The sequence below is a fragment of the Pseudomonas sp. RIT288 genome (genome assembly GCF_000631985.1).
Lineage (GTDB): Bacteria > Pseudomonadota > Gammaproteobacteria > Pseudomonadales > Pseudomonadaceae > Aquipseudomonas.
The window spans coordinates 211752-226887 of sequence record NZ_JFYN01000005.1 but is presented as its reverse complement, the minus strand read 5'-3'; the positions used below and the strand labels follow the sequence as shown (position 1 = coordinate 226887).

General features: G+C 59.0%; 14 protein-coding genes. 10 read left to right on the top strand and 4 right to left on the bottom strand.

Features of this window, described 5'->3' with window-relative positions:
- Window positions 1-134 precede the first annotated feature (134 nt).
- A complete protein-coding gene (locus BW33_RS06945) occupies window positions 135-1829 on the bottom strand; it encodes a lactate permease LctP family transporter (RefSeq protein WP_047597945.1) in 1695 nt (564 codons plus the stop codon).
- Window positions 1830-2090: 261 nt separating this feature from the next.
- Between BW33_RS06945 and BW33_RS06940 the strand changes: the two genes are divergently transcribed.
- Window positions 2091-2858, top strand: coding sequence for a GntR family transcriptional regulator (locus BW33_RS06940; RefSeq protein ID WP_047597943.1), 768 nt, complete (start codon window positions 2091-2093; stop codon window positions 2856-2858).
- A 103-nt stretch (window positions 2859-2961) separates the two neighbouring features.
- Here the strand turns inward: BW33_RS06940 and smpB are convergent, their stop codons facing one another.
- Window positions 2962-3444, bottom strand: coding sequence for an SsrA-binding protein SmpB (smpB, locus tag BW33_RS06935; RefSeq protein ID WP_003221505.1), 483 nt, complete (start codon window positions 3442-3444; stop codon window positions 2962-2964).
- Window positions 3445-3563: 119 nt separating this feature from the next.
- Between smpB and BW33_RS06930 the strand changes: the two genes are divergently transcribed.
- Genes BW33_RS06930 through BW33_RS06920 form a run of 3 tightly spaced genes read left to right on the top strand, consistent with a single transcriptional unit; the run spans window position 3564 to window position 5716 of the window.
- Window positions 3564-4967 carry a sodium-dependent transporter gene (locus BW33_RS06930; protein ID WP_047597942.1) on the top strand — a complete coding sequence of 468 codons (1404 nt, stop codon included), beginning with the start codon at window positions 3564-3566 and terminating at the stop codon, window positions 4965-4967.
- 7 nt (window positions 4968-4974) lie between these two features.
- A complete protein-coding gene (locus BW33_RS06925; protein ID WP_047597941.1) occupies window positions 4975-5409 on the top strand; it encodes a type II toxin-antitoxin system RatA family toxin in 435 nt (144 codons plus the stop codon).
- Complete coding sequence (locus tag BW33_RS06920; RefSeq protein WP_047597940.1) at window positions 5402-5716, top strand: RnfH family protein; 315 nt, start codon at window positions 5402-5404, stop codon at window positions 5714-5716. Before BW33_RS06925 ends, BW33_RS06920 begins: the two co-directional genes overlap by 8 nt.
- 61 nt (window positions 5717-5777) lie before the next feature.
- On the opposite strand, the gene BW33_RS06915 is transcribed toward BW33_RS06920, so the two are convergent.
- Window positions 5778-6305, bottom strand: a complete 528-nt coding sequence (locus tag BW33_RS06915; protein ID WP_003221514.1) for an outer membrane protein assembly factor BamE — start codon at window positions 6303-6305, stop codon at window positions 5778-5780.
- 97 nt (window positions 6306-6402) lie between these two features.
- On the opposite strand from BW33_RS06915, the gene fur reads away from it, so the two are divergent.
- Complete coding sequence (gene fur, locus BW33_RS06910) at window positions 6403-6807, top strand: ferric iron uptake transcriptional regulator (protein ID WP_003221515.1); 405 nt, start codon at window positions 6403-6405, stop codon at window positions 6805-6807.
- 75 nt (window positions 6808-6882) lie between these two features.
- On the opposite strand, the gene recN is transcribed toward fur, so the two are convergent.
- Complete coding sequence (gene recN, locus BW33_RS06905) at window positions 6883-8556, bottom strand: DNA repair protein RecN (protein ID WP_047597939.1); 1674 nt, start codon at window positions 8554-8556, stop codon at window positions 6883-6885.
- A 240-nt stretch (window positions 8557-8796) separates the two neighbouring features.
- Between recN and grpE the strand changes: the two genes are divergently transcribed.
- The 5 genes from grpE to carA all read left to right on the top strand — a co-directional run bounded on the left by grpE (window position 8797) and on the right by carA (window position 15015).
- Window positions 8797-9363, top strand: a complete 567-nt coding sequence (gene grpE, locus BW33_RS06900) for a nucleotide exchange factor GrpE (protein ID WP_007961425.1) — start codon at window positions 8797-8799, stop codon at window positions 9361-9363.
- Window positions 9364-9465: 102 nt separating this feature from the next.
- Window positions 9466-11382, top strand: a complete 1917-nt coding sequence (gene dnaK, locus BW33_RS06895) for a molecular chaperone DnaK (RefSeq protein WP_003221521.1) — start codon at window positions 9466-9468, stop codon at window positions 11380-11382.
- Between the two features lie 297 nt (window positions 11383-11679).
- Window positions 11680-12804: a molecular chaperone DnaJ gene (gene dnaJ / locus BW33_RS06890; protein ID WP_003221522.1), complete on the top strand. Its 1125-nt coding sequence runs from the start codon at window positions 11680-11682 to the stop codon at window positions 12802-12804.
- 10 nt (window positions 12805-12814) lie between these two features.
- Entirely contained in the window at window positions 12815-13621 is an 807-nt protein-coding gene (gene dapB / locus BW33_RS06885) for a 4-hydroxy-tetrahydrodipicolinate reductase (protein WP_047597935.1), read from the top strand.
- A gap of 257 nt (window positions 13622-13878) precedes the next feature.
- Window positions 13879-15015 carry a glutamine-hydrolyzing carbamoyl-phosphate synthase small subunit gene (carA, locus tag BW33_RS06880; RefSeq protein WP_027610776.1) on the top strand — a complete coding sequence of 379 codons (1137 nt, stop codon included), beginning with the start codon at window positions 13879-13881 and terminating at the stop codon, window positions 15013-15015.
- Window positions 15016-15136 lie beyond the last annotated feature (121 nt).

The following is a 15136-nucleotide window of genomic DNA, read 5'->3' as shown; positions in this document are numbered from 1 at the left end:
TGGGCCCGGTTATCCGTCTGTGGCGGCTGCTGAATATAAAGAGCCTTGCTTTCAGCAGCCTTACAGACCGGGTGGTGAATTGCTGACGCCGGAATCACCAGCCGGCGTCGGTTATTTCCGTTTTGTTTATAGGTTTAGTGCACCAGCATGCCGGTGAACCAGTAGGCCTGGGCCAGAGTGATCAGGCCGACAATCGTGGCAAAGAATAGGCTGTGCTTGAGGGTGAAGCGGAACAGATCCGATTCCTTGCCCACCAGCCCGGTCGCAGCGCAGGCCACGGCGATTGATTGTGGCGAGATCATTTTGCCGGTCACGCCGCCGCTGGTATTGGCGGCGACCAGCAAGGTGTCATTGACGCCGATCTGGTGGGCGGTGGTCGCCTGCAGCGAACTGAACAGGGCGTTGGACGAGGTATCCGAACCGGTGAGGAACACGCCCAGCCAGCCGAGGAACGGCGAGAAGAACGGGAACGCGGCGCCCGTACCGGCCAGCACCAGCGCCATGGTCGAAGACATGCCGGAATAGTTGGTGACGAAGGCGAACGCCAACACCATGCCGATCGACAGAATAGGCCAGCGCAGCTCGTAGAAGGTCTCTTTCAAAGTGGTCAGACCAGTTTTGAAGTTGATCTTCAGTACCAGGATCGAGATCAGCGCCGAGAAGAAAATCGCGGTACCGGTCGCGGAAATCGGGTCGAGTTTGAACACCGCTGGAATCGCGGTGGGGGTGGCGACGATCGGAGCAGTCTTGATCACCAATTGATCAAGGTGCGGAATCGCGAAGTTGAACACCCAGGCGTACATCGAACCACCGGCGGCAAACATGGCCTTGAACGGCTTGAGGGTCCAGATGGTTACCAGCACGGTGAGGATCAGGAATGGCGACCAGGCAATGAAAATTTCCCAGAGACTGTAAGGCGACGCCACGGTGCTGCGCTTCTGGCCGAAACCTCCTGCGCTGGCAGTTACCACCGAGGCCGAAACGGCGCCGGCAATATGTTGACCGGCGGCACGTTTTGGCTGCCAGACTTTGAGGAACAGGGTCAGGGAAATCAGGCTGGCCAGGGCCGAGGTGATGTCCGGCAGCTCCGGGCCGATGAAGTTCGAAGTGAAGTACTGGGTCACAGCGAAGCTCAAGCCTGCAACCAGCGCTGCCGGCCAGGTTTCACGCACGCCACGCATGCCGTCCATCATGAACACCAGCCAGAACGGCACGAACAGCGACAGTAGCGGCAATTGGCGGCCGGTCATGGCGCCGATCTTGAACGCGTCGATGCCCGTCACCTGACCCGCAACAATGATCGGAATGCCCAGAGCGCCGAACGCCACCGGCGCGGTGTTGGCAATCAGGCACAGGCCAGCGGCGTACAGCGGGTTGAACCCGAGGCCGACCAGCAGTGCTGCGGTGATCGCCACGGGTGCGCCAAAACCGGCGGCACCTTCCAGAAACGCACCGAAGCAGAAGCCGATCAGCAACACTTGCAGACGCTGGTCGTCGGTGATCGACAGTACCGAACTGCGAATGACCTCGAACTGACCGCTCTTCACAGTCAGTTTGTAGAGGAACACCGCCGCGACAATGATCCAGGCAATCGGCCACAGACCATAGGCAAAGCCGTATCCGGCCGCGGCGAAGGCCATGTCGACCGGCATGTGGAAGGCGAAAATCGCCACGGCAATCGACAGGGCGAGCGTGATGCTGCCGGCCACATGCCCCTTGAGGCGGAACACCGCCAGAGCCAGAAAGAAGAACACGATGGGGATGACGGCCGCGAGTGCGGAGACGCCGAGACTGCCGAGCGGGGTATAGAGCTGTTGCCAGGTTTGCATATGGGGTGGCCCCTAATTGTTGTTGGTCAGGCACTGTCAGCGTTCTTGGTTAATTGGTAATACCAATTTACAATCGCTGTTGGCTAGGGTAAAAGCCTTGATGTCGGTGTGTCAATTTGTCGCCCTGAAACTTTTGTCGAATAAGCAGCGCAGATGGCATCTGATCCGGTCGGGCGAATGTGCTCTGACAGGTGTCGGCGGGTCCCCGATAGGCCAGAATAGAGAGCCCGGCGAGCGGTCGGGATCGTGGAGAAATGAGTTATGGGGTTTGATCAGATTCGTCAGCGCCGTTTGTCTGACGATATTGTCGAGCGACTCGAGGGGATGATCCTCGAGGGCACACTGAAGTCCGGTGAGCGGCTTCCGGCCGAGCGCGCCCTGGCCGAGCAGTTCGGCGTGTCGCGTCCGTCGTTGCGCGAAGCGATTCAGAAACTGGCGGCCAAGGGCTTGCTGGTCAGTCGCCAGGGCGGCGGCAACTATGTAGTGGAAACGCTCGGCTCGACCTTCAGCGATCCCCTGCTATTGCTGCTGGAGAGCAACCCGGAAGCTCAGCGCGATTTGCTGGAGTTTCGGCACACTCTGGAGGCATCGTGCGCCTATTACGCAGCATTGCGCGCTACCGACGTGGATCGCGAGCGGCTTACCGTGGCGTTCAACGAGCTGCAGGATTGCTATACGCGGCATGACGAAGTGAGTCGGGCGGAGGAGGGCGCGGCGGATGCGAAGTTTCATCTGGCGATCGCTGAAGCTAGCCACAACGCAGTGCTGCTGCACACCATTCGCGGGCTGTTCGATCTGCTCAAGCGCAACGTGGTGACCAATATCGGCGGTATGTACAAACAGCGCGCGGAAACCCGCGACATGCTGATCTCTCAGCACCGGGAGCTGTATCTGGCGATTATCGAGGGGCGTGCGGAGCAGGCGCGCGAGGTTTCCAGTCGGCACATTCTGTATGTGCAGGAAGTGCTGGAGGAGGTGCGGCAGGAAGTTCAGCGCATGGCTCGGGCGGAGCGGCGCAAAGGAATGTAGCTTTTAGAAGCACAAAGATCGCAGCCTTCGGCAGCTCCTACAGGGACATTCTCATTCCTGTGTAGGAGCTGCCGCAGGCTGCGATCTTTTCAGGCAGAAAAAATTATTCTTCCTTGCCCTTGTTGCGCACTGCGCGCTGCAACTCACGACCGGCGTCGCGTTCGCGCTCGGTGTCACGCTTGTCGTATTCCTTCTTGCCCTTGCCCAGAGCGATCTCGCACTTGACCATGTGCTTGCTCCAGTAGAAGGACAGGCACACGCAGGCGTAGCCTTTCTGTTGCACGGCAGCGGCGAGTTTTTCCAGCTCGCGCTTGTTGAGCAGCAGTTTACGGGTGCGGGTTGGGTCGGCGATGACGTGAGTGCTGGCGGTCATCAACGGCGTGATATGACTGCCGAGCAACCAGGCTTCGCCATCCTTGAGCAGGACGTAACTGTCGACCAGTTGCAGCTTGCTTGCCCGCAGACTTTTTACTTCCCAGCCGGCCAGGACCAGACCAGCCTCGAAACGATGTTCGATGAAGTAATCGTGTCGCGCCTTTTTGTTCTGCGCGATGGTCCCTGTTGGGTGTTTCTTCTGTTTAGCCATAGGGGCGGCATTATATGGAGATAAACGGTCCTCGGCTACGGTGATGCTGCGTGCTTGAGCAGGTTGAGTGAATCCCGGACAATGCGGCCTCTTTTTCTAACGCTTGGGCGTGATATTCAATGTCGACAGACAAGGTTTCTGTCCACGGCAGTTGGGCTAGCCGCTGGGTTTTCATATTCGCCGCGACCGGCTCGGCCGTGGGACTGGGCAGCATCTGGAAATTCCCCTACATGGTCGGGGTCTACGGTGGCGGCGCCTTCGTGCTGATGTTTCTGGCCTGTATCGCCCTGATCGGGATCCCGGTCATGCTGGCTGAAACCCTGATCGGCCGCCGCGCACGACAGAGTCCGGCGAACGCCCTGAAGGTGCTGGCGCTGGAAGCCGGGCATTCGGGCAAGTGGTCGTGGGGCGCATTTGCCGGGATGATCACGGCGTTGCTGATCCTGTCTTTCTATAGTGTGGTTGGCGGCTGGTCACTGGATTACATCATCGACATGGGGCGCGGGGACTTTCAGGGTGCCACGGCGGAGCAGGTCGGCGCTTATTTCGGCAATGTGATCTCCGATCCCTGGCGCCTGACACTTTGGCACACAGTTTTCATGCTGTTGTCGGCTGTGGTGATCGCCAAGGGCGTGGTCGCCGGGCTCGAACGCAGTCTGCGGATCATGATGCCGCTGCTGTTCGTGATGGTGCTGGTGCTGCTGGGTTACAGCATGACCACCGGGCATTTCATGGAAGGCGTGCATTTCATGTTCGATTTCCATCCGGAAAAAGTCCTCGACGGCTTGCTGCCCGCCATGGGCCATGCGTTCTTTTCCCTGAGCGTGGGCGTTGGCTCGATCATGATCTACGGCGCGTACATGACCAAGGAAGCCTCGCTGTCCGGCACCGTAGTCGGTGTAGCGTTGCTCGACACCTTCGTTTCGCTGGTGGCCGGTCTGGCATTGTTTCCGATTGTGTTTGCCGGCGGTTTGAACCCTAGCGAAGGCCCGGGCCTGATGTTCGTCAGTCTGCCATTTGCCTTCGGTAACGTGGTTTTCGGTCAGTTGATGGGCGTGGTGTTCTTTGTCCTGGTGGCAATTGCCGCCTGGAGCTCGGCGATTTCCTTGCTCGAACCGATGGTTGCCTATCTGGTTGAACGCACGAAAATCAGCCGTGGCTGGGTGACTTTCTGGCTGGCATTCATTTGCTGGTTCGTCGGTCTGGGTACGGTTTTCTCCTTCAATATCTGGAAGGAAGCCAAATTTTTCGTGAACGATGGCGGGCTGTTCCACCTCTACCAATGGGGAGCGGCGGGTGGTCTGGACTTCTTCGGCGTGATCGATTTCTTCACCTCGCGGATCATGTTGCCGCTCGGTGGCCTGTGCTTCGTGCTGTTTGCCGGTTGGGTGATGGGGCGTGATGCGGTGCGTGACGAGTTGTCGATTCGTAACCCGGCGCTGTTTGCCCTGTCCTTGTTCTTGATGCGCTACGTGGCGCCTATCGGCATTCTTGTAGTGTTTGCCGCTCAGCTCTGGAAGTAACGCTTACATGACGACACATATTCAACGATCGGCGTTGCTGCCATACCCGGCGCAATTCCTCTACGACCTGGTCAACGACGTCGCGCGTTATCCGGAATTCCTGCCGTGGTGCTCGTCCGCCGAGGTGCTGGAGAGCTCGCCCGAGCACATGCGCGCCAGCGTTGGCGTGGCCAAGGGCGGTCTGAGTCAGCACTTCGTCACGCGTAATACGCTGGTGCCGGGGCAGTCGATCGAGATGAACCTGGAAGAGGGGCCGTTCAACCAACTGCATGGCGTCTGGGTCTTCAAGGCCTTGAACGAGAAGGCCTGCAAGATCAGTCTTGACCTGTCTTTCGATTACGCCGGCCCGCTGGTGCGCGCGACACTCGGCCCGCTGTTCAATCAGGCGGCAAATACGCTGGTGGATGCGTTCTGCCAGCGTGCCAAGCAGATGCATGATTGATCCGGTGATCGAGATTGAAGTGGTGTATGCCGCCGTGGATCGTCAGGTTCTGCGCACTTTGCGCGTCCCTGAGGGCGCGACAGTACGTGAGGCGGTGCTCAAGTCGGGTATTGGCGATGAATTTCCGGAGCTGGACCTGAACGAATGTCCGCTGGGGATCTTCGGCAAGGTCGTTGCTGATCCACAGGTTCGCTTGAGTCAGGCGGGGGATCGCATCGAGATTTACCGGCCGCTACTGGCGGATCCGAAAGAGGTTCGGCGCTTGCGGGCGGCCAAGGCTGCCGAAGCCAAGGCACGAAATCAGTAGGCTGAGCAAATAGCAGGCAATAAAAAACCCGGTGATTCCGGGTTTTTTATTGCCTCGCACATTACTGCGGCGAGGTGTCCAGCGGCTCAGGCGTCGGAACCGGAACGGTTTCAACACCGTCCACGTCCTTCTGGATCGAATCCAGCAAGGAGCCTGGTTTGGCTGGTTGTTCCGGCTTCGGCTTCTCGGCGTTTTCAGCAGGGGCGGTCACGCTGGTGCCACTGTCCTTGCCGAGAATGGCTTCGTCACGGCTCACGCCCGGCATGAAGTCACCGGACAGGCTGACAAGCTGGTCGTTAGAGTTGAAAATAACACTCATGCGTTCCTGTTGGCGTTCACCGCCTCCAGGTTGCAGGCTGTACAGATAATCCCAGCGATCGGCATGGAACGTGTCGGTCAGCAGAGGGTTACCCATGATAAACCGTACTTGCCGACGGGTCATTCCCGGGCGTAACTGGTCTATCATGTCCTGCGTGACGACATTGCCCTGCTGGATGTCGATTTTGTAAACCCCGGGGAATGAACAACCGGCGAGTGCGAGCAGTCCCACAAAGGTGAAACTGGTTAGCAAGAGCTTGGTGTTTTGCATCGGTGGGCGACTTCCACTATCTTGGCTGGGACAACGTAAACGCCGATCATACCCGCATTAAGAGAAGCTGCGAAGCAGCATCGCGAGAAAGCTGACCATGGTTGAAAATAGCGAACTACGCAAAGCCGGCCTCAAAGTGACCCTGCCACGGGTCAAGATCCTGCAAATGCTCGACTCTACCGAGCAGCGTCACATGAGTGCCGAAGACGTCTACAAGGCGTTGATGGAAGCGGGCGAGGACGTCGGTCTGGCCACGGTTTACCGTGTTCTGACCCAGTTCGAAGCCGCTGGCCTCGTGGTCCGTCACAACTTCGACGGTGGCCACGCGGTATTCGAACTGGCCGACGGTGGCCACCACGACCACATGGTCAACGTGGAAACCGGTGAAGTCGTCGAATTCGTCAGTCCGGAAATCGAAAAGCTCCAGAAGGCAATCGCCGAGGAGCACGGTGTTGATCTGGTAGATCACAATCTGGTGCTGTACGTACGCAAGAAAAAGTAAGCATGTCGCGCGAATTTCAGGTTCGCGAAACGAACGAAGGCGACCCAAGGGTCGCCTTCGTGCTTTCTGCTGCGCTTAAACTTTTGCGGTAACGACCATTTTCTTTGCGTGAGCCAAAGACTCTTTGGTCAGGTCGATGCCGCCCAGCATCCGCGCCACTTCTTCTATACGGTCGTTCTTGCTCAGCTTGGACACGGCGGTGTGAGTCGCCTGTTCACCACGCACCTTGTGCACAAACAAATGCTGATGGCCCTGCGCCGCCACTTGCGGCAAGTGCGTCACGGTCAGCACCTGCCCGCGATCGCCAAGCCGCCGCAACAACTGGCCGACGATTTCGGCTGTCGGCCCGCCGATGCCCACGTCCACTTCGTCGAATACCAGGGTCGGCACCCGTGAGGTCTGTGCGGTGATCACCTGAATCGCCAGGCTGATCCGCGACAGCTCGCCACCGGAGGCCACTTTTGCCAGTGCCTTCAGCGGCTGGCCGGGGTTGGCGCTGACCAGCAGTTCGACTTGTTCCAGGCCATTAGGCTGTAGTTCGTCGCTGCTGTTGGCGCGCAATTCGATGGTGAAGCGCCCGCCCGGCATGCCCAGGCGCTGGATTTCCTGTTCCACGGCGCTGGCAAGGCTGCCGGCTGCCTGATGGCGCAAGTCGCTCAGCTCTCGGGCCTTTTCCTGATAGTGGCGCGCATAGGACGCCAGTTCTTCACCCAGGCGCTCGATGGATTCGTCATTGGCGTTGAGCGTTTCGATCTCATCCAGCAACTTCTGCTGCATTTCGCCGACCTCGGTCGGCTGTATCCGGTGTTTGCGGGCCAGGGTGTAAATCGCGTCGAGGCGTTCTTCCAGATATTGCAGGCGCGCCGGGTCGGCATCGAAGTTGTCGAGGAAGCGATTGAGCTCGCCCACGGCTTCTTCGACCTGGATCTGCGCGCTGGTCAGCAGGCTGCTGGCTTCGCCCAGTGCGCCAACCGAGTTGTTCACGCTCGACAGGCGATTGAGGCTGGCGGTCAGTGCATTCAGTACGTTGCCGGAATCGCTTTCGCTGCACTGCTCGACCACCTGTCGGCAAATGCCGAGCAGGGTTTCGGCGTTGGTCAGGTTCTTGTGTTCCTGCTCCAGCTGTTCCAGCTCGTTTTCGCCGAGGCCGAGGTTTTCCAGTTCTTCGAGCTGGTAGCTGAGCAGTTGGTGGCGCGCGCGTTGTTCGTCGCCGGAGTTGGAGAGTCGCTCCAGCTCCTGGCGGGTCTGACGCCAGCGCTGCGCTGCGAGTTGAACCTGACGGGCCAGATCGGTAGCGCCGGCGTATTCGTCGAGCAGGCGGCGATGTGTATCGGTTTTCAGTAGGGACTGGTGTTCGTGCTGGCTGTGGATATCGATCAGCAGTTCGCCGAGGGCCTTGAGATCGCCGAGCGGGCAGGGCGTGCCATTGATATAGCCGCGCGAACGGCCTTCGGCAGTGATAACCCGGCGCAGGATGCACGGGCCATCGCTTTCAAGATCGCGCTCGGCCAGCCAGGCATGGGCTTCGGGAATGTCGACCAGGTCGAAGGTGGCCAGAATGTCGGCCTTGTCGGCGCCCGGGCGAACCACGCCGCTGTCGGCGCGATCGCCGAGGGTCAGGCCCAGGGCGTCGAGCATGATCGACTTGCCGGCGCCGGTTTCCCCTGTGATCACGCTCATCCCGCGATCAAGTTCGAGATCGAGATGTTCAACGATGGCGTAGTTGTGTACGGACAGGTGCACCAGCATAAAGGCCGCTCCCAGGCTTTAGGTCTGGTTATTTATACAGTGTTTTGTTTCGGGCTGACAATGCCCTCGCTTAGCTCGATTCGCTTGATCCGATCAAATGCTTAGTCCGAGCGGGAATGACAATGCAGCACTTTTTTGTAGGGTTAATCATTGCAGGCCCTTGAAGCCTGATTTTGCGGCCCCATATATCGGGGCAGAAGCGCGAGTACAGCTCGCGGACGTAATTGAAAGGAGAATTCTATGGCTGACGAACAGACAGTAGATACGCAAAATCCAGAAGCCAATCAGGCGCCCGAGACTTCGGGTGACGACCTGGCGACCCGTGTACAAGTGCTCGAAGAGCAGTTGGCCGCCGCGCAGGATCAGTCGCTGCGCGTAGCTGCCGATCTGCAGAACGTCCGCCGTCGTGCCGAGCAGGATGTCGAAAAAGCGCACAAGTTTGCGCTGGAAAAATTCGCTGGTGACCTGCTGCCGATCGTCGACAGCCTGGAGCGCGGCCTCGAGCTGTCGAGCCCGGACGACGAAAGCATCCGTCCGATGCGCGAAGGCATTGAGCTGACCCTGAAAATGTTCCACGACACCCTCAAGCGTTATCAGCTTGAAGCGATCGATCCGCATGGCGAACCGTTCAACGCCGTTCACCATCAGGCGATGGCCATGCAGGAAAGCGCCGACGTCGAACCGAACAGCGTTCTGAAGGTGTTCCAGAAGGGCTATCAGCTCAATGGTCGCCTGTTGCGTCCGGCCATGGTTGTGGTCAGCAAGGCGCCTGCGCCAATTTCGCCTTCGATTGACGAGAAGGCTTGAAATTAGCCGCAAGGCCCCCATTTAGAAGTCAAGTGTTTAAGTATTACCGCAGTTAGCCACCACTGCTGCGGCAACAAAATCCAAAGTTTCGGGAGAGTGAACATGGGCAAAATTATCGGTATCGACCTGGGGACTACCAACTCCTGCGTCTCCGTGCTGGAAAACGGCGTAGCCAAAGTTATCGAAAACGCCGAAGGCGCGCGTACCACGCCGTCGATCATCGCTTACGCCAACGATGGTGAAATCCTCGTTGGTCAGTCGGCCAAGCGTCAGGCAGTGACCAATCCGCACAACACCCTGTACGCGGTGAAGCGTCTGATCGGTCGCAAGTTCGACGAAGAAGTCGTACAGAAAGACATCAAGATGGTCCCGTACAAAATCGCCAAGGCTGACAACGGCGACGCCTGGGTTGAAGTGAACGGCCAGAAAATGGCACCGCCACAAATCTCGGCTGAAATTCTGAAGAAGATGAAGAAGACCGCCGAAGACTACCTCGGCGAGCCTGTGACCGAAGCGGTGATCACCGTTCCGGCCTACTTCAACGACAGCCAGCGTCAGGCGACCAAAGACGCCGGCCGCATCGCCGGTCTGGACGTTAAACGTATCATCAACGAACCAACCGCAGCGGCTCTGGCTTACGGTATGGACAAGGCCAAGGGCGATCACACCGTGATCGTTTATGACCTGGGTGGCGGTACTTTCGACGTTTCCGTGATCGAGATCGCTGAAGTTGACGGCGAGCACCAGTTCGAAGTGTTGGCCACCAACGGTGACACCTTCCTCGGCGGTGAAGACTTCGACATTCGTCTGATCGACTACCTCGTTGACGAATTCAAGAAAGAAAGCGGCATGAACCTCAAAGGTGACCCGCTGGCCATGCAGCGCCTGAAAGAAGCCGCTGAGAAAGCCAAGATCGAGCTGTCGTCCGCTCAGTCGACCGATGTAAACCTGCCGTACATCACTGCAGACGCTACCGGTCCTAAGCACCTGAACGTGAAGATTTCGCGTGCCAAGCTCGAAGCGCTGGTTGAAGACCTGGTTCAGCGCACCATCGAACCTTGCCGTATCGCCATGAAAGACGCCGGTATCGACGTTGGCGCGATCAACGACGTGATTCTGGTCGGCGGTCAGACCCGTATGCCGCTGGTACAGAAGCTGGTGACCGATTTCTTCGGTAAAGAAGCACGTAAAGACGTGAACCCGGACGAAGCGGTTGCCATGGGTGCTGCGATTCAGGGCGCCGTTCTGGCCGGTGACGTGAAAGACGTTCTGCTGCTCGATGTCAGCCCGCTGACCCTGGGTATCGAAACCATGGGTGGCGTGATGACCGCGCTGATCGAGAAAAACACCACGATTCCTACCAAGAAATCGCAAGTGTTCTCGACTGCCGACGACAACCAGGGCGCGGTGACCATTCACGTTCTGCAAGGTGAGCGTAAGCAAGCTGCACAGAACAAGTCCCTGGGCAAGTTCGACCTGGCCGACATTCCACCAGCTCCACGTGGCGTGCCGCAGATCGAAGTGACCTTCGACATCGACGCTAACGGCATTCTGCACGTCGGCGCGAAAGACAAGGCGACCGGTAAAGAGCAGAAGATCACCATCAAGGCCAACTCCGGTCTGTCGGATGAAGAAATTCAGAAGATGGTTCGCGATGCCGAGCTGAACGCCGAGGAAGACCGCAAGTTCGCTGAGCTGGCTGAATCCCGTAACAAGGGTGATGCACTGGTTCACTCGACTCGCAAAATGGTTACCGAAGCGGGCGACAAGGTCAGCGCTGAAGAGAAGACCGCGATCGAAGCTGCCGTGGTTGCACTGGAAGCCGCTGTGAAAGGCGACGACAAGGCTGCCATCGAAGCGAAGATCGAAGAGCTGTCGAAAGTCTCGGCTCCGGTCGCTCAGAAGATGTACGCCGAACAGGCTCAGCCTGCTGAAGGCGCGGCGCCACACGATGAGAAAGCTGAAAAGGCTGACGATGTTGTCGATGCCGAGTTCGAAGAAGTCAAAGACCACAAGTAAGTTGTTGGTCGGCCGGTTGACTGCCTTGCGGCGGTGACTGGTAGGATGTCGCCGCGCGGGAGCTTGCTCCCGCGTTGGCGTATCTGGAATACACGAATTTTTACAGCATGCGACAAGGTTCGCCTGCTGCTGGTATGGCCGGGAATGCTCCTGCTTTTCGCGCCGCAAGTACCAAATGAAACAAAGACCAGGATCGTTGAATTGACGTGAGTTGGGTCCGGGCCTGTATTGGGGCTCAACGAGTTTGGCCATCCTCAGGAGGGGTTTGCCGAACGTCCTCAAGAGTGCAAAAGACTTATGGCAAAGCGTGACTATTACGAAGTATTGGGTGTAGAGCGTGGTTCAAGCGATGCAGACCTGAAGAAGGCCTATCGTCGTCTGGCGATGAAGCATCACCCGGACCGTAATCCCGATGACAAAGCGTCGGAAGAACTGTTCAAAGAGGCCAACGAGGCCTACGAAGTATTGTCCGATTCGAGCAAGCGCGCGGCGTACGACCAGTACGGTCATGCTGGCGTCGACCCAAGCATGGGTGGCGGTGGCGCCGGTTTCGGCGGGCAGAATTTCTCGGACATCTTTGGCGATGTCTTCAGTGACTTCTTCGGTGGCGGTCGTGGCGGTTCCCGTGGCGGCGCCCAGCGTGGCAGCGATCTGCGCTACACCCTGGAGCTGAATCTGGAAGAAGCGGTGCGCGGCACTACCGTGAATATCCGCGTTCCGACACTGGTCAACTGCAAGCCATGCGATGGTTCCGGCGCGAAGAAAGGCTCGTCGCCATCGACCTGCCCGACCTGCGGCGGCATCGGTCAGGTGCGCATGCAGCAGGGCTTCTTCTCGGTGCAGCAGACCTGCCCGCGCTGCCATGGCCAGGGCAAGATCATTTCCGATCCGTGCGATTCCTGCCACGGTGACGGTCGCGTCGAAGAGTACAAGACTCTGTCGGTCAAAGTGCCGGCTGGCGTCGATACCGGCGACCGCATTCGTCTGTCTGGCGAAGGCGAGGCGGGTACTCAAGGTGGCCCGACTGGCGACCTGTACGTGGTGATCAACGTGCGAGAGCACGACATCTTCCAGCGCGATGGCAAACACCTGTTCTGCGAAGTGCCGATCAGCTTCGTTGATGCAGCGCTCGGCGGCGAGCTGGAAATTCCGACCCTCGACGGTCGCGTCAAACTGAAAATCCCTGAAGGTACCCAGACCGGCAAGCAGTTCCGTGTACGCGGCAAAGGCGTGGCGCCGGTGCGGGGCGGTGGTGCGGGCGATCTGATGTGCCGCGTAGCGGTGGAGACGCCAGTCAATCTGAATCGTCGTCAGCGCGAACTGCTCGAAGAGTTTCGCAGCTCGCTGGCGGATGACAACAGTCACTCGCCGAAAACCACTGGTTGGTTCGATGGTGTGAAGCGCTTCTTCGGCGATCTGTAAGGAGTCGGGCATGCGACGTATAGCTGTGATGGGCGCCGCCGGGCGCATGGGCAAGATTCTGGTCGAGGCCGTGCAGCAGCGCGCGCCGCTGACCGGCCTGACCGCGGCGATCGTTCGTCCCGGCAGTACGCTGATCGGGGTGGATGCCGGTGAGCTGGCTTCGCTGGGTCGCATCGGTGTGCCGTTGTCCGGCAACCTCGAATCGGTGGCTGAAGAGTTCGATGTGCTGATCGATTTCACCCTGCCGGAAGTGATGCTGAAAAACCTCGCGTTTTGCCGCAAGGCTGGCAAGGCCATGGTCATCGGCACCACCGGGCTCGACGCTGCGCAGAAGCAACTGCTGGCCGAGGCGGGCAAGGATATTCCGATCGTGTTCGCGGCCAACTTCAGCGTCGGGGTCAACCTGTCGCTGAGGCTGCTCGAAATGACCGCCCGGGTGCTGGGCGACGATGCCGACATCGAGATCATCGAAGCGCATCACCGGCACAAGATCGACGCGCCTTCGGGCACGGCGCTGCGCATGGGTGAAGTGATCGCCGATGCGCTGGATCGTGATCTGCAGAAAGTCGCGGTCTATGGCCGTGAAGGCCACACTGGTGCGCGCGAGCGCGAAACCATCGGTTTCGCCACCGTTCGCGGTGGTGATGTGGTCGGCGATCACACCGTGCTGTTCGCCTGTGAGGGCGAGCGCCTGGAGATCACGCACAAGGCTTCCAGTCGCATGACATTCGCCAAGGGTGCGGTGCGTGCGGCGTTGTGGCTGGATGCTCGCGAGCCGGGTCTGTATGACATGCAGGACGTGCTGGAGCTGCATTGATTGACTGTTTTACCCAGCGTAAACGCCCGGTTTGCGCTGGTTTTTCTGCACCGCGTGACGCCCTGTCGCATTCTCCGGCCTTTTAGGCTCTTTAGCGGTGGACCAAAAAAGCCTTTTTCTGTAAGCTACAGCTTTAGTGTGTCCACTAAAAGCGCGCAGAATAATTCAGTGAAGAAGCGGGGTGACGTGTCCATACGTCACTCCGCTTTTTTACAACCTGCGATTGCCCTTTCATGCGTTATTTACGGGAGGTCTTCTTGACTAAGCCAGCCATACTCGCCCTTGCTGATGGCAGCATTTTTCGCGGCGAAGCCATTGGAGCCGACGGTCAAACCGTTGGTGAGGTGGTGTTCAACACCGCAATGACCGGCTATCAGGAAATCCTTACCGATCCTTCCTACGCCCAACAGATCGTTACCCTGACTTACCCGCACATCGGCAACACCGGTACCACGCCGGAAGATGCCGAGTCCGACCGCGTATGGTCCGCTGGCCTGGTCATCCGTGACCTGCCGCTGGTAGCGAGCAACTGGCGTAACACGATGTCCCTGTCCGACTACCTGAAAGCCAACAACGTTGTGGCAATCGCCGGTATCGACACCCGTCGCCTGACCCGCATCCTGCGTGAAAAAGGCGCACAGAACGGCTGCATCATGGCCGGCGACAATATTTCCGAAGAAGCTGCAATTGCCGCTGCGCAGGGCTTCCCGGGCCTGAAGGGCATGGATCTGGCGAAAGTCGTCAGCACCAAGGAAAAGTACGAATGGCGCTCGACTGTCTGGGACTTGAAGACCGACAGCCACGCGACCATCGAAGCGTCCGAGCTGCCATATCACGTGGTCGCCTACGACTACGGTGTCAAGCTGAACATCCTGCGCATGCTGGTCGAGCGCGGCTGCCGCGTGACTGTGGTGCCGGCGCAAACCCCGGCTGCCGACGTGCTGGCACTCAAGCCGGACGGCGTGTTCCTGTCCAACGGCCCTGGTGACCCGGAGCCTTGCGACTACGCGATCAAGGCGATCAAGGAAGTGCTGGAAACCGAAATTCCGGTCTTCGGGATCTGCCTCGGTCACCAGCTGCTGGCTCTGGCCTCCGGCGCCAAGACCCTGAAAATGGGCCACGGCCACCACGGTGCCAACCACCCGGTACAGGATCTGGACACCGGTGTCGTGATGATCACCAGCCAGAACCACGGTTTCGCGGTTGACGAAGCGACCCTGCCGGCCAACGTGCGTGCGATCCACAAGTCGCTGTTCGACGGCACCCTGCAAGGCATCGAGCGCACCGACAAGAGCGCGTTCAGCTTCCAGGGCCACCCTGAAGCGAGCCCGGGCCCGAACGATGTGGCGCCCCTGTTCGACCGCTTCATCAACGAGATGGCCAAGCGACGCTAAGCGTTCGCCTTGAGACTGTAGCGAGAAGCCCTTGAGGGCGGCCCCGATACCGGTGGCGCCCCTCGGGGCTTCAGAAATCGATCAAGACGGCTTGCCGACTGACCTGCGGATTTGAGTGACA

Bases quoted from the DNA above. Each gene is read 5' to 3' on its own strand.
- BW33_RS06920 (WP_047597940.1), top strand. From the start codon at position 5,402: ATGATTGATCCGGTGATCGAGATTGAAGTGGTGTATGCCGCCGTGGAT.
- fur (WP_003221515.1), top strand. From the start codon at position 6,403: ATGGTTGAAAATAGCGAACTACGCAAAGCCGGCCTCAAAGTGACCCTG.
- grpE (WP_007961425.1), top strand. From the start codon at position 8,797: ATGGCTGACGAACAGACAGTAGATACGCAAAATCCAGAAGCCAATCAG.
- smpB (WP_003221505.1), bottom strand. From the start codon at position 3,444: ATGGCTAAACAGAAGAAACACCCAACAGGGACCATCGCGCAGAACAAA.
- recN (WP_047597939.1), bottom strand. From the start codon at position 8,556: ATGCTGGTGCACCTGTCCGTACACAACTACGCCATCGTTGAACATCTC.
- BW33_RS06930 (WP_047597942.1), top strand. From the start codon at position 3,564: ATGTCGACAGACAAGGTTTCTGTCCACGGCAGTTGGGCTAGCCGCTGG.
- dnaK (WP_003221521.1), top strand. From the start codon at position 9,466: ATGGGCAAAATTATCGGTATCGACCTGGGGACTACCAACTCCTGCGTC.
- dnaJ (WP_003221522.1), top strand. From the start codon at position 11,680: ATGGCAAAGCGTGACTATTACGAAGTATTGGGTGTAGAGCGTGGTTCA.
- BW33_RS06940 (WP_047597943.1), top strand. From the start codon at position 2,091: ATGGGGTTTGATCAGATTCGTCAGCGCCGTTTGTCTGACGATATTGTC.
- BW33_RS06915 (WP_003221514.1), bottom strand. From the start codon at position 6,305: ATGCAAAACACCAAGCTCTTGCTAACCAGTTTCACCTTTGTGGGACTG.
- BW33_RS06945 (WP_047597945.1), bottom strand. From the start codon at position 1,829: ATGCAAACCTGGCAACAGCTCTATACCCCGCTCGGCAGTCTCGGCGTC.
- BW33_RS06925 (WP_047597941.1), top strand. From the start codon at position 4,975: ATGACGACACATATTCAACGATCGGCGTTGCTGCCATACCCGGCGCAA.
- dapB (WP_047597935.1), top strand. From the start codon at position 12,815: ATGCGACGTATAGCTGTGATGGGCGCCGCCGGGCGCATGGGCAAGATT.